This is a genomic window from Rhizorhabdus argentea (assembly GCF_037861105.1).
Lineage (GTDB): Bacteria > Pseudomonadota > Alphaproteobacteria > Sphingomonadales > Sphingomonadaceae > Rhizorhabdus > Rhizorhabdus argentea.
This window is the reverse complement of record NZ_JBANFK010000032.1, coordinates 1-13,278: the sequence shown is the minus strand read 5'-3', so window position 1 is coordinate 13,278 and position 13,278 is coordinate 1. Positions and strand designations below refer to the sequence as shown.

General features: G+C 60.0%; 13 protein-coding genes and 2 pseudogenes. 10 read left to right on the top strand and 5 right to left on the bottom strand.

The window, feature by feature from the left end; translation table 11 throughout:
• Nucleotides 1–59 precede the first annotated feature (59 nt).
• Entirely contained in the window at nucleotides 60–551 is a 492-nt protein-coding gene (locus tag AAC645_RS18995; protein ID WP_340318169.1) for a hypothetical protein, read from the bottom strand.
• On the opposite strand from AAC645_RS18995, the pseudogene AAC645_RS18990 reads away from it, so the two are divergent.
• The 7 genes and pseudogenes from AAC645_RS18990 to AAC645_RS18960 all read left to right on the top strand — a co-directional run.
• Nucleotides 451–720 (top strand): annotated as a pseudogene (locus AAC645_RS18990) (hypothetical protein); the annotation flags it as partial. The gene AAC645_RS18995 and the pseudogene AAC645_RS18990 overlap by 101 nt on opposite strands.
• A 104-nt stretch (nucleotides 721–824) precedes the next feature.
• A complete protein-coding gene (locus tag AAC645_RS18985) occupies nucleotides 825–1,031 on the top strand; it encodes a nucleotidyl transferase AbiEii/AbiGii toxin family protein (RefSeq protein WP_340318150.1) in 207 nt (68 codons plus the stop codon).
• Nucleotides 1,032–1,178: 147 nt separating this feature from the next.
• The gene (locus AAC645_RS18980) at nucleotides 1,179–1,868 is read left to right on the top strand and encodes a ferritin-like domain-containing protein (RefSeq protein ID WP_340318149.1); all 690 of its coding nucleotides are present in this window, start codon (nucleotides 1,179–1,181) and stop codon (nucleotides 1,866–1,868) included.
• The gene (locus AAC645_RS18975) at nucleotides 1,865–2,335 is read left to right on the top strand and encodes a GtrA family protein (RefSeq protein WP_340318148.1); all 471 of its coding nucleotides are present in this window, start codon (nucleotides 1,865–1,867) and stop codon (nucleotides 2,333–2,335) included. The genes AAC645_RS18980 and AAC645_RS18975 overlap by 4 nt, the downstream gene beginning before the upstream one ends.
• Complete coding sequence (locus AAC645_RS18970; protein ID WP_340318147.1) at nucleotides 2,336–3,466, top strand: glycosyltransferase family 4 protein; 1,131 nt, start codon at nucleotides 2,336–2,338, stop codon at nucleotides 3,464–3,466.
• 127 nt (nucleotides 3,467–3,593) lie between these two features.
• Nucleotides 3,594–5,303, top strand: coding sequence for a thiamine pyrophosphate-dependent enzyme (locus tag AAC645_RS18965; protein ID WP_340318146.1), 1,710 nt, complete (start codon nucleotides 3,594–3,596; stop codon nucleotides 5,301–5,303).
• Nucleotides 5,300–6,937: an FMN-binding glutamate synthase family protein gene (locus AAC645_RS18960; RefSeq protein WP_340318144.1), complete on the top strand. Its 1,638-nt coding sequence runs from the start codon at nucleotides 5,300–5,302 to the stop codon at nucleotides 6,935–6,937. Before AAC645_RS18965 ends, AAC645_RS18960 begins: the two co-directional genes overlap by 4 nt.
• 292 nt (nucleotides 6,938–7,229) lie before the next feature.
• Here the strand turns inward: AAC645_RS18960 and AAC645_RS18955 are convergent.
• Nucleotides 7,230–7,516: pseudogene (locus AAC645_RS18955) on the bottom strand (transposase); the annotation flags it as partial.
• A 129-nt stretch (nucleotides 7,517–7,645) separates the two neighbouring features.
• The gene (locus tag AAC645_RS18950) at nucleotides 7,646–8,257 is read right to left on the bottom strand and encodes a hypothetical protein (RefSeq protein ID WP_340318143.1); all 612 of its coding nucleotides are present in this window, start codon (nucleotides 8,255–8,257) and stop codon (nucleotides 7,646–7,648) included.
• A 279-nt stretch (nucleotides 8,258–8,536) separates the two neighbouring features.
• Between AAC645_RS18950 and AAC645_RS18945 the strand changes: the two genes are divergently transcribed.
• A complete protein-coding gene (locus tag AAC645_RS18945) occupies nucleotides 8,537–8,755 on the top strand; it encodes a hypothetical protein (RefSeq protein ID WP_340318142.1) in 219 nt (72 codons plus the stop codon).
• 140 nt (nucleotides 8,756–8,895) lie between these two features.
• Nucleotides 8,896–9,102, top strand: a complete 207-nt coding sequence (locus AAC645_RS20525) for an integrase core domain-containing protein (RefSeq protein WP_422785861.1) — start codon at nucleotides 8,896–8,898, stop codon at nucleotides 9,100–9,102.
• Nucleotides 9,103–9,226: 124 nt separating this feature from the next.
• On the opposite strand, the gene AAC645_RS18940 is transcribed toward AAC645_RS20525, so the two are convergent.
• Nucleotides 9,227–9,967 carry a TetR/AcrR family transcriptional regulator gene (locus AAC645_RS18940; RefSeq protein WP_340318141.1) on the bottom strand — a complete coding sequence of 247 codons (741 nt, stop codon included), beginning with the start codon at nucleotides 9,965–9,967 and terminating at the stop codon, nucleotides 9,227–9,229.
• A 626-nt stretch (nucleotides 9,968–10,593) separates the two neighbouring features.
• Here AAC645_RS18940 and AAC645_RS18935 point away from each other — a divergent pair.
• A complete protein-coding gene (locus tag AAC645_RS18935; protein ID WP_340318140.1) occupies nucleotides 10,594–13,029 on the top strand; it encodes a TonB-dependent receptor in 2,436 nt (811 codons plus the stop codon).
• Here the strand turns inward: AAC645_RS18935 and AAC645_RS18930 are convergent.
• Nucleotides 13,019–13,278: hypothetical protein (locus AAC645_RS18930; protein ID WP_340318138.1), on the bottom strand; the 260-nt coding region annotated here is incomplete at its 5' end. The two genes, AAC645_RS18935 and AAC645_RS18930, sit on opposite strands and share 11 nt — an antisense overlap.

The following is a 13,278-nucleotide window of genomic DNA, read 5'->3' as shown; positions in this document are numbered from 1 at the left end:
ATCGCCCGCCGTCACGAAGCCGCGCTCCGCAACGACGAGACAGGTTGATCTTCTAATCGTCACCGGCGGCCGTCGCGGATGAGAGACCGCCGGAGGAGACTGCCAGGCCGCCTTCGCCTGGCAGAGGCAAGCTTCAGGAGCGGATGGTGGTCACCGTCGTCGTCGCACTCCTCGCGCGCCGCGCCTTGGTGCGCTGGATGGTCGCGCGCCTGGTCGATCGATGGGTCGGCGTCGTGAAGGTCCGGGCCGTCGCGCTGCACGATCTTCACGCTCGTCGTCATCGGCACCGGAGCGATGGGCGGGGCGTTGCGAAGCGCCTCGGTTCGCGCGTTCGCGTCGATGGTGGCCTGTTGCGCGATCGCCGTTCGCAGGTTTGCCTCGCGAACCGAGGCGTCGGCGCTGTTCTGCTGCGCCACCGCTGCACGTGCGTTGGCATCGCGTGATGAGGCATTGGCGTCGGCCGTATCCTGCTGGGCGATCGCTGCGCGTCGGTTCGCCTCATTGGCCGATTGCATCGCCGCGGCGGCGCTGTCCTGCGCGTCGGTCGACATCGATCTCGACTATCTGCCCGTTGCCGATCGCGACAGCTCGCTGCAGGCAGTCCGAGATGGTCTCGACCGGATCGCATCACGGATCGAGAGAGACGGGCGCATGGCCCTCGAACGGCGGCGCCTTCCCGACGGCAAGCGCCTGGTAGTCCAGTCCGACGGCGTGACGATCAAGATCGAGGTGTTCCCAGTATTGCGGGGCACGGTGTTCCCACCGCTGCTGAGATCCGTGAGCGCTGCGTCGAGGATCGCTTCGGCTTCGCCGAGATGCAGCTCGTGTCCGAGGCCGACCTGTATGCCGGGAAGGTCGCGGCCGCGCTCGGTCGCCAGCACCCCCGCGACCTGTTCTACATTCACTTCTTGTTCGCCAAGGAAGGGATCAGCGACGATCTCTTCAACGCGTTCCTGATCTATCTCGTCAACCATCCGCCTCTCGCGCACGAACTGCTTTGCCCGCACCGGCTCGACATCAGCGGCCAATAAAACGACTGAGAGGCCGCATATCAGACGCCTCGCGTTGGATTCGTATTCTGGCCGTTGAGGGAACCTCGCAGCAACCGGACGAGTATTGCGTATCGTCCGGTTCTGAATTCATTTGCGTAAGCCGCGCAACCCCTCGATTGGAGATCCATGCTGTCCCGGTTTCGTCGACGCTACCTTGAACTCCTTTGTTCCATCTACATCTATAACGAGCATCGGGGATATACCGCGATCGGCCGAGTCCTTGAGGCCGTGCGCGCTCGCTCGCCAACTGAGGATGGCCTCATTGCCTCGATCGAGAAGCACCGTGCGGATGAGCGCAAACATTACCTGATGTTTCGGCGATGGTTCGAACTACGTCATATAATGCCCTTCGCGGTCGATCGAACCTGTGGTCATATAGATCGATTCGTCGAGATCATGTTCGGCACGACCATCGACAATCTGAACACGCAGGCCGTCATCGATCGAGAAGAACTTTTCGAGCGGCTTTGCCGCGTCATCTCGCTGACGGAGCAGCGGGGCCATCGACAGGTGGAGATACTTCTGCGTCACCCGTTGGTTCGGCAGGACAAGGCGCTGATGCGCATTTTCCGCATTATTGAAGAGGACGAACCGAGCCATTGGGCGCCTTATGAGGGGTGGTTGAAAGCGCATGGAAAGCGAGCACCGACATGGTGGGAGCGGGCAATTGATAGCTTCGTTCATTCGGAACTGCTGTTTCTCAAGCTGCCGATCCTGTTCCTGAACGGGCATCTGTTGCGCCGCAGCGAGTGGGCGGATGCGAACGATACGGCCTGCCATCTCGCTTCATTCAATGCCGAGCCGGCGGCCCGATGAAGACGACTATCGATGGAACTGGGATCGGTGCCGCGACACCAGCCCGATCCCGGCCGAGAAAATTCGCAGCTCGCATACTGTCGCGGCCGGCCATGGCGATGCTTTGGCGGAACACGGTTGTAAGCTGCTCGATGTTCGTTTCAGCGCTGTTGCTACTCTGGCTGGTGGTGGAGAAATGCGGTGTGGCGAAAACTCCGGCGGCAGCCCTGTCGTTCCTGTTCGCATCATCACTGCATTATCTTTTCGGCCGGGCATGGATTTTTCGGGGAACTCAACGTGGTGTTGCGGACGGGTATGTCTATTTTCTGATAAACGCCGGAATTGGCTTCGTCGTGACCACTGCTCTTTTTGCCTTGATGATCGAGCTGACGACGATCAACTATCTCGTCGTGCGCGTACTCGTATCGGTAGTAGCGGGTCTCATCATGTTTCTGCTGAACGCCACCCTTAACTTTCGCCGCCTTTAGATGCGGATAGCGCTATTTTCGGGCAATTATAATTATCTGCGGGAAGGGGCGAACCAGGCGCTGAACCGCCTCGTTGCTTATCTGGAGGCGAAGGCAGGCTGCCAGGTGCGGGTATATTCGCCGGTTACCGATCGCCCAGCGTTCGAACCCGCCGGCACGCTAGTACCGGTGCCATCTATCGCGTTGCCCGTGCGCAGCGAGTTCCGGCTGGCGCTCGGCCTCCCTTCCGCGATTCGTGCCGATGTCCGGTCCTTTGACCCTGATATCGTCCATGTGTCGACGCCCGACATTCTCAATATGCGCGCTCAGACGCTGGCAAAGCAGATGGGGGTGCCCATCGTCATCAGTATGCACACGCAGTTCGAGAGCTATTTGGACTATTACGGCATTGGTTGGTTGCGCCCGCTCGTAGAAGCCCATCTGCGTCGCTTCTACCGCCGCGGCAACCATGTCGTTGCACCCACGCCGGCGCTGGTCGATGCCGTGTGCCGCATGCGTGGCGACGAAAGCGCAAGCGTCTGGAGCCGGGGGGTGGACCGCCTCATGTTCAATCCTTCGCGGCGCGATGCCGACTGGCGACTCCGCATGGGCTTGGCGGACGAAGAGATCGCGGTGTTATTCTTCGGGCGCTTGGTGCTCGAAAAGGGGATCGGCACATTCGTCGAGGTTGTTCGGGAACTCCGCAGGCGTGGGGCTAGGGTGCGAGCGCTGGTCGTGGGAGACGGCCCGGCGAGCGGTCTGTTCCATGACCTTCCCGGTGCCATTTTGACAGGGCATCTCGAAGGCACCGCCCTTGCGCGGGCCATCGCCTCCGCCGACGTAATGCTCACGCCGAGCACCACGGAAACATTTGGTAACGTTGTGCTGGAAGCGATGGCAAGCGGGGTGCCGGTGGTAAGCGCGGACGCGCCCAGTGCCAGAGCCTTGCTGGTTGAGGGAGTCACTGGGCTGCTTTGCCCACCGCGTGACATTGCTCAATATGCGGATCATATTATGCAATTGGTAGATCGCCATGAATTGCGGGCCCAAGTCGGAAGCGCAGCGCGGCAGGCGAGCCACGCATTCTCATGGGACGCATCATGTGAAAGTGTCGTTCGTGCCTATGGACTGGCGAGAGGAAGCGCCCATTAGCGATGGGCCCGCCTGATGTCCTTCCAGCGGCTGTCAACAAGTTCCCGCCGCAGCGTAGCGGGCGTGGCTCGAAATAACGGGATGCGCGTTCGGTTGAAGCGCTGGGCTGCGAGTAGGGGACAAGGGAATGGCGACCGTCGCCGAGGTGATCGTACAGACTCTGCAGATGGCCGGGGTGCGCCGTTGCTACGGCATCCCAGGCGATACGCTCAACCATTTCACGGATGCGATCAGAACCAGCGGGATTCGCTGGGTCCATGTCCGTCACGAGGAAGCGGCTGGGTTTGCGGCAGGCGCCGAGGCGATGCTCACCGGTGAGCTCGCCGCCTGTGCGGGTTCGTGCGGCCCGGGCAGTCTCCACTTCATGAACGGTCTTTTCGAATCGCATCGAAATCGTGCCCCGGTGGTGCTGATCGCAAGCCAGATCGTGCGCGAAGAGCTCGGCTTCGACTTCCCGCAGGAGGTTGATTTCAAGTCAATCTATGCGTCGTGCAGCGTTTTCTGCGAGGAAGTTCGAACCCCGTCGCAGGCGCGGCGGATGACGGCGATGGCGGCGCAGTCGGCGCTGGCCAAACGCGGCGTAGCGGTGCTGATCGTTCCTGCGGACGTCTCGAGTGCCAAGGCACCGGATGAGGCCCAGTTTACGGTGCACCGCACGAAACCGATCGTCAGGCCGTCCGATGAGGAGCTGGATCGACTGGCAGCCGCTTTAAACGACGGCAAGAAGGTGACGATCTATGGCGGCTCCGGCTGCGAAAAGGCGCATGACGCGGTCGTGGCGCTGGCAGAGCGATTGATGGCGCCGGTGGCGCGCACTTCGCGCGCCAAGGACTTTCTCGAACACGACAACAGGTTCGATGTCGGCATGACGGGTATCTTCGGCAGCGAGGCTGGTTACCATGCCCTGATGTCGTGCGACGTGCTGTTGCTGCTCGGATGCGATTTTGCCTGGCGACAGTTCTACCCCGACAACGCCGCTATCCTGCAGGTCGATCTGGATGGTACGCATCTTGGACGCCGGCATCCCGTTGATATTGGTCTTGTCGGCGATATTGGGCCTACGCTCGACGCATTGTTGCCGCGCATTGAGCAGCGCGACGACGGGTCGTTCCTGGACGAATGTCTTGATCATCACCGTAAGGCTCGAGCCATGCTCGCAAAGCACAGTAACAGCGATAAGGCCCACGCGATCCATCCCCAATATCTGACGGAGACGATTTCCCGTCACGCTGATCCTGACGCGGTCTTCACAGCGGACGGAGGCTCGCCCATGGTGTGGTGCCTGCGCCACGTAGCGGCCACCGGGTTAAACCGAACCATCGTCAGCCTGACGCACGGCACGATGGCCAACGCGATGCCGCAGGCGCTCGGCGCGAAGGCCGCGTTTCCGGAACGTCAGGTGATTGCGCTCTCGGGCGATGGCGGGCTGGCCATGATGTTAGGGGACTTGTTGACAGCCGTTCAGGAGAAGTTGCCGATCAAGGTCGCGGTGTTCAACAACGGTGCGCTCGACTTCGTCGAGATCGAGCAGAAGGTCGAGGGTTTGCTGGATGCCTATACCGACCTGGTCAATCCGGATTTCGCCAAAGTCGCCGATGCTATCGGTTTTCGCGGCTGGCGGGTTGAGGCGGGAGAGGAACTGGAAGCTGTGGTGCTTGCATGGTTGGCCGAGCCTGGGCCTGCGCTGCTCGATGTCGTCACCGACCGCTTCGAACTCGTAATGCCACCGAAGGTGAAACCGGGCGACGTCGCTGGCATGGCGCTCTATTCGGCAAAGGCGGTTCTTAGCGGCCGTGGGCGCGATGTTGTGGGTGTGGTCCGGAATCTGCTGACATGAACCACCGCGCCAACCTCGCTGACGCGCTGCTGCGCGATCATGCCCTCGCTCGCAACGCGGGGCTGTTCATCGGACTGGCGGGAACTATCGCTGCCGTCGTTGCGGGCGTTCGCTCCCGGGATCTACTGTGGCTGCTTGTCATCTTTGCTCCGTTGTTGTTCCTCGGGCTCGTCGATCTGCTCCAATCCCGTCATTCGCTTCGGCGAAATTATCCGGTATCGGCGCGCCTTCGCTGGCTGTTCGAATGGATGCGGCCGTTCCTCCGCTCCTATATCGTAGAGAGCGATTTAGATGGCCGCCCGTTCAGCCACGATGAGCGCGCTCTGGTCTATGCACGCGCCAAGGGCGATGTCTCAACGCACCCGTTCGGCACTGAACTCGACGTCTATTCGGACGAATATGAATGGCTGGCGCACTCGATCGTCCCGACTGAGCCTGCGGAGAAATATACACGTGTCGCCGTAGGCACGGAGCAATGCAGCCGGCCCTACAAGGCGGCCCGGCTCAACATTTCGGCAATGAGTTTCGGCGCGCTTGGCGCCAACGCGATCGAAGCCTTGAACCTCGGGGCAAAGATCGGTGGCTTCTACCATGATACGGGAGAAGGCGGGCTGTCTCCTTACCATCTGAAGCACGGCGGCGACGTGGTATGGGAGGTCGGTTCGGGTTATTTCGGATGTCGCGACAAGACCGGCCATTTTGATCCAGCCCATTTTCGCGAACGCGCCGCCAACGAAGCGGTGGTGATGACCGAAATCAAACTCAGCCAGGGGGCCAAGCCTGGCCATGGCGGATTGCTGCCCGGGCCGAAGGTCACCGCGGAAATCGCTCAGACCCGTGATGTTCCGGTGGGTCAGGATTGCCTCTCGCCCGCCGGCCACTCGGCGTTCTCGACGCCGATTGGGCTGCTCGAGTTCGCAGCAAAAATGCGCGACCTGTCGGGCGGCAAGCCCGTCGGCATCAAGCTGTGCGTGGGGTATCCACATGAATTGTTTGCCGTTGTAAAGGCGATGCGGGAGACCGGCATCCTTCTCGATTTCATAGTGATCGATGGTGCCGAGGGTGGCACAGGCGCCGCGCCGACCGAATTGTCGGATAGAGTAGGTATGCCGCTGCGGGAGGGTCTGATCCTCGCTCGCAATGCGCTGGTCGGCGCCAATCTCAAGGGAAAAATCAAGCTTGCCGCATCTGGTAAGGTCAACTCCGGTGCCTCGATTGCGATGAACGCCGCACTGGGAGCCGACTGGTGTAATGCGGCGCGTTCCTTTATGTTTTCGCTCGGTTGTGTGCAGTCGATGCGCTGTCATACCGACACCTGCCCGACCGGAGTCGCCACGCAGTCGCCGGCTCGCCAGCGCGGCCTGGTTGTCCCCGAAAAGGCGCAGCGTGTCGCCCGCTTCCAACGGGCGACACTCGACGCACTCCATGACATCGTCGTGGCCGCCGGCCTGCACTCGCCCGATGAATTTACACCAGACGGATTGCGCCTGCGGCTAAACGCCGCCGAGATGCGCTCGGTGGATGAAATCTATCCGTTTGTGGGGCCCGGCGAACTGATCGAGGGTGCGCGTGATCCGCGCTTGGCGGCCTGGTGGCAAGCAGCCGATCCCTATAGCTTTGGGAGGCGCGTTTGACCTCAGAGGGGGATTGCCGACGAGCGGGTTTGTGACCGTTCATATTGCCAGGCTTCAGCGCTCCCGTCCCACGGCGAAGCTGGCACCACTTTGGCAGGCACGATGGGCTGATCGCAAGCGCTTCAGTTATGGATCGACCGGCCTCTCCCGCATCGGAGCGAGCCAACGCCCGCTCGCGCAAGTCCTCCGAATGAGGTCGCGTCATTCAAGGCCGCCTCCTGTCGGCTGCAACCTTGAATCATCTCTCAGCTTTCTTGGGAATTCCGACTCCGTCGAATCACAACCCGCTCTAGCTGTCGATGATCGCGGCGCTAGGGCTGGCCTCGCGTCCCGCCCGTTGGTGGTCGGCCATCACCAAGGCATGGTCCATTCGCTCTGACACGGCGTCGTCACGCGGGCGTGCAAACCAGCGATTCACTGCCGGCGAGCGCGAACAATCCTTCGGCAGCAGCCGCCACGTGATCCCACCGCGCCGGGCATGAAAATGGCGTTCACGACTTGCCCGCATCGGCTTTCCGCCGTCCGCGAACTCGCCTCAGGTAGAGATGAGGCGATCAGTCGACGCTCCGAATCGCTCAAATCGGTCTGCTATCCTTTCGCCACGCGCTTATGCTGCGCGCCGGTGGCTCGGGTCCACATGCCTATCTTCGTGATGTCACACTCCCGGAATTACAGGCCTCGGCCGCCAAACCCTTTCGAACCAGCCTCTCAGTGAGTTACGGTCGTGACGGTGGTGCTTGTGTGGGTGCTTTGACCAGCCGGACGGCGATGGGTGGCTTGATGATGCACTGCCCGGTGCACGACCACACGCGGCGCAGCGGGAGTTTCAACCTGATCCGTCTGCGTCGTCACCGTCGTTGACGTCGGGGGCGAGGCGGGTGCTGGCGTCTGCACCACGACAGGCGGCGCAGACCGTGCTGCAGCCGCGTCCGCCTGAGCCGCCGCCGCGCGAGAGTTTGCCTCTTCAGCCTGGCGTTGAGCTTCCGCCGTTGCGGCCTGCTGCGCCTCAGCGCGCTCACGCTCTGAAGCTGCCAACGCCATGTCAGCAAGCTCGGACGCGTGCGTAGCGTCATGCATCGCCGCTTCCTTTGCATGATGCCTGAGTTCGTCTTCGGCGAGATGCAGTGCTGCGAGGGCTTCGCCATGGAGACGGGGCGCGTCCCCAGCGGCGCCGACGATATGTATGGCATCGATCTTGGCCTGCGCTGCAGCTATGGCCTTACGCGCCAGGTCCGTTTTTCCCTCGGCGAATGCCGACGTTGACGTGAACAAAGCCGCCGAGCCGGCAAAGCCAAGGATGAGGAGCGATTTGCGAAACATTTTCGTCTCCAATGCGAAATGATGAAGATGAACGAGCGACGGTCATTAGCGTTCCAGGCTTGAAGCCGGCCGCCATGGAGTCTGATCCGTCAGCTTGGGGTTAGCACTAACGCTTAAAGGGCAACGCTTTGACGGCTGTCTTCGACCCGATCATGAACGCGCCGGACATGAGCTGAAAGGGAGCAGCGGCGATGTACGAATTGTTCCAGGCAAGCTTGCGATGGATTAGCCAACTAGCCGTAGCTCGCCGCCTTCGTGTGCTTATAAGGGAGGAGCCCCATGAGCATCGTCGCCGCCTATCTTTACCGCAATGGCAAGCGCGTTCGCGAAGTGGCGATCGACGAGAAAGTCGATTGCGCGCACCACAAGTCCGAGTTCGTCTGGATCGGTATTGCCGATCCTCTTGAGCACGAACTACGAATTTTGCAGGAGACGTATGATCTGCACCCGCTCGCTGTTGAAGACGCGCTCAAGGCAGACCAGATTCCCAAAGGGTGATATTTATGGCAGCCAGCTTTTCGTGGTTACGCGCACCGCTCATCTCGATCGTTATGAATTGCTTATGGGGAGACAGCCATTTTTGTCGGCCATAGCCACATCATAAGCGTCCGTCACGGCTCCGCACGAGCACATACTGAGTGACATGCCACAAACGCCTGCGCGACGAGTGTCTTAGCGCAATCTTGTTTACTTCGCTCGCGCATGCGCGATATGAACTCGCAAGCTGGCAGCATGATTATAATATGATCTGGCCACATTCAAAACTGGGCGGAAGGACAACCGGGCTGAGTTTTCCAACACCTCGATGCGACCTTGCGGTGTGCCTAGCCTGCCCCTCTCACTGATCTGAGTTCCGATTCAGGACTCCTCAGAGACATGCTTGCTGTAAAGCTGCATAGCGTTGGGATCATCCACGAGAAACCGGGTGTGGCATCGAACGTCTGATCACCGGTCACCGATTGGATACGCCTATCCTGGGTTCGACGACGGCAGTGAAATAAGAAAATTGTCCAGCCAGGTTCCAAGCTTTGCTTGAGCTTCGGGCTCGAGTGAAGCGAGAAGCAGTCCAGAGACTCCTGTTACGAGCTGTTTTCGAAAATCCTGGCTGAGAGCGGGATTCCCATTCCAGTCTGCCACGAGGTTGATTGAGAACAATATTATACTTCTTGCCAGTAAGCGCACATCAGTTGTCGTCTTCAATACGAGCGACATTCTAAGGTAATTCAGAAACCCATATTGTACATCGGAAATAAATTTCTCAACGGTCCCATCAAAAACTCTCATCGCCGTAGGGCCAGACAAAGAGTTCAGTGTGAAGCACGAATATTTCACGCTCACCAATGAATGTATATCCGCCATAGCGACTATTCTATTATCATACCCTTCATCCGATAAGGCCATTTCGGCTAAATGCGCGAGGTATTCGTTGATGGACTCGGCGATTATCGTCGCCCGCCCGCCGATCAGATTGTACAAGCTCTGAACAGAGATTTCACTTTGTTCCGCGATCGAACGGATTGTAACGTTAGGCAAGCCTCGGCTCGCGATTAGGTGCCGAGTTGTGGCGTAAACCTGCGAACGGCGCCTGATCGAGCGAACTGCGTATTTGTTGAGTCCAGCATGTGATGTCGATGCCAAACAAGCCACGGGATCGATCAAAGGCTTATTAGGGAAAAGCTCCAACTCCGTTGGCCCCGAAGTCTCGTCCACGATGCAAACTTCTCCAGATGGGTCTTTTGGCCACGCTCTTGGCCATAAACTTAGCGGAAGGCGCATGGCGCGCCTAGCTTAAATCGACATTCAGCGCCAGAGGGGGAGAGCCGGCGCGGATGCAGCAGCACGCTCCACGCTCGCGCCCTTCCGGCCGGGACGGCAGCTCTGTGTCATCGTCATCCTAGCCGGTAACGTGTCGAGGATCACCTGGATACTCACCGTCCGCCGCATGACCTCGCCGTGCCGACGCCGGCAGCGAGCAGCGCGAATTCGGCTCGCCAGGCATGCTTCTGGCCGTGTTGCGGTCGCGGACCAGCGCTCCATATGGCGATAGTCCGATGATGGAAAAATCAATGGAGATACCGGTCGGCATTGCCCTCCCTCCCATGCCGCACCGCCAGAGGGAATCCCCGATCTCGGTAAGCCCCCAATGCGCCGGTGCTTCCGAATGTTACGCGCGCTTCAAAAATGGTAGTGCCTTGCTTTGATCAAGAGGGGCTTTTGTTCAACAAGTTATAGTACTCGGCTATCTATAGAGCTGATAGTTCTTCCCACGCGCTAACAGATGCCAGCATCGTGGCCACCGACATGCGCGGAGGTTTTCGATTCAAGGGGAGAGTAGAATGCCGGTTGGAGCTTCCACGCGCCGCATTGCGGCATCGCTTATTTGCGGTATTACGCCGCTGCTCGCGGCGCCTGTGGGCGCTCAGGAGATCGATGCTTCGACAGTGGCAGGCGCTCCTGTGTCGGAGGACGGTTCGTCTGGCAAATTGGACGAAATCCTCGTTACCGCGCGCAAGCAGGCGGAGTCACTGATCGACGTGCCGGTCGCGGTCTCGGCCCTGAGCGCCGCGGATATCGGCCGCTATAATGCGTCCAATCTGAGCCAGATCGTCCAGAATGTGCCGCAGGTTACCGTCGAGAAGGTGGGCGGCGGGGGATCGGGAGCAATCTTCGTCATCCGCGGCATCGGTTCGTCGCCGCTGGACACGGGCGTGGCATCGACCGTGGCGATCAATATTGACGGGACGCAGATCAGCAGAGGTGGCATCGCGGCAGCCGGGTTCTTCGATCTCGCCCAGGTGGAGATCCTGAAGGGGCCGCAGGCGCTGTTTTTTGGCAAGAACAGCCCGGCGGGGGTCATCTCCCTCAAAAGCGCCGGCGCCACCAAGACGCTCCAAGGATATGCGCGCGCGGGTTACGAGTTCAACGCGCGCGAGGCCTATGCGGAAGGCGCGATCTCCGGGCCGATCTCGGATAAACTCGGCTTCCGTGTGGCGGGCCGCTACAGCGGGATGCGGGGCTACGAAAGGGTTGGCGGGGTTGTCGTGACTCCGATGACCGACCCGCTGTTCCCCAACGCGCCTTTGCGCCGCGATCGTTCGCCGCGGCGCGGGGAGGCGCTCGGGCGGCTGACGCTTGAATGGAATCCCTCAGACGCGTTCACTGCGGTCCTGAAGGTCCTCGGAGACAGGGTGAGGGACAAGAGCGGAGCTAACTCAACCACCGAGGTCGTGTGCGCCGATCCGAACGGCAAGCCGATCGCGGTCGACTTTGCGACGGGCGTACCGTTCGTCGATCCTGCCGGCGATTGCCGAGCCAACGGACGCCGCAGCAGTGCGGCACTGAATGCCACGCGGGCGCAAAGCTTCCCCCATTCTCGAGGCGGTCAACCCTATCTGCGCTTTGACGCAGTCGTGGCCTCTTTGAACGCGAACTACCGGACTGATGCCTTGAATCTCACTTCGATCACGAGCTTTTACAAATATCGCAGTGAATTCCTGGACAATATCGAGTTCAGCTCATCCGCCAACTTTTTCGCCTTCAATCGAGCAAAAAGCAGCGACTTCTCGCAGGAGTTGCGCGGTCAGTTTGATCTCTCGGACTCGGTCAACGCCGTCATCGGCGGATTCTATGAACATGAGTCCTTTCCGTTCGCCAACAATGTGCTCGTAGCGCGGTTGGGATTGGATGCTGATACCGGCCGCTTCGATAATTTTTCTGGGTTTTATGATACGACGGCGACCACCTATTCTGGATTTGGTCAGCTAAATATCGATGTACTCGAAAATCTTCAGCTGACGGGCGGTGCGCGATATACGCGTCAAACCACAAAGACCCGGGGCGGAAATGATTTCGTCTCGGCAATATTCGGATCGTTCGGATTTTCCAAGCCGGCAGGTGAGTTGATGATCGGCGACTCCACCGACGACGACGTTTCTCCCGAAGCGACACTCAACTGGCATCCCGTTCCAAACACCACCTTATATGCTGCCTATAAGACCGGCTTCAAATCTGGAGGATTTGCTCAGGCAAACGTCATCGCGCCGAGTTTCACGGCAGCTTCGCTGCGCTTCAAGCCGGAGAAGGCCAAGGGCACCGAGATCGGGTTCAAGGGCGAGTTCTTCGCCCGCCGCGTACGGCTTGCCAGTACGGCCTATCGCTATACGTTCAACGATCTGCAGGTGCAGAATTTTGACGCGGCGACGGTCTCTCAGCAGATCCGCAACGCGGCATCCGCGCGAACCACCGGTGTCGAGCTCGAGGTGAAGGTCCGGGCCGCGTGGAATCTCGAGTTGCACGGGTCGGGGTCATATAACCGGGCGAAATACGTCTCCTATCAAAACGCTCCGTGCTATGCAGGGCAGACGGTCGCCCAGGGCTGCGCAACGGTAGGTGGCGTTGCATCGCAGTCGCTAGGGGGGCGGTCGCTCGCGCGAGCGCCAAGGGTCAGCCTGACCGGCGGGTTCGTCTTCGACACTCCTGTTTCGGAGCAATTCGGCGTTCAGTTCACGGGAGACGTCCGTTATTCGAGCAGCTACTACAATGTGGAAACGCTTAACCCCACCGGCAAGCAGGATGCCTTCGCATCGGTGAACGCCAGCATCCGGATCCATCATCCAGATGATCGGTGGGAGTTGGCGCTGCTAGGCCAGAATTTGACGAACCGCCATTACATCGTGAACGCGTTCGACAAGCCCCTCGCGCAAGGAGGCCAGGTGGTCGCAAACGTTGCTCGTGGCCGCCAGGCGGCAATACAGGGTACGGTCAAGTTCTGATGTCGTGCCAAATGCCTCCGGTGACGATATTTACGCCTCGGTCGAGTATCGACTCGCGCGGAAGATGGCGGATCGAGCCATGGCGGCGGTCGGAGGACTGGCGTTTCAGGGCGTGCGTTGCTGCGGAGGGGGGCGGTTGGTATTTTAGGTCCTGTCGGAGGATGAGATGCAAAATTGGATCCGAATGACGGCGGCGCATGATGCCGTCATTCCAGCATCCGCAGAAGACGCATGGGAGTTGCTTACCGA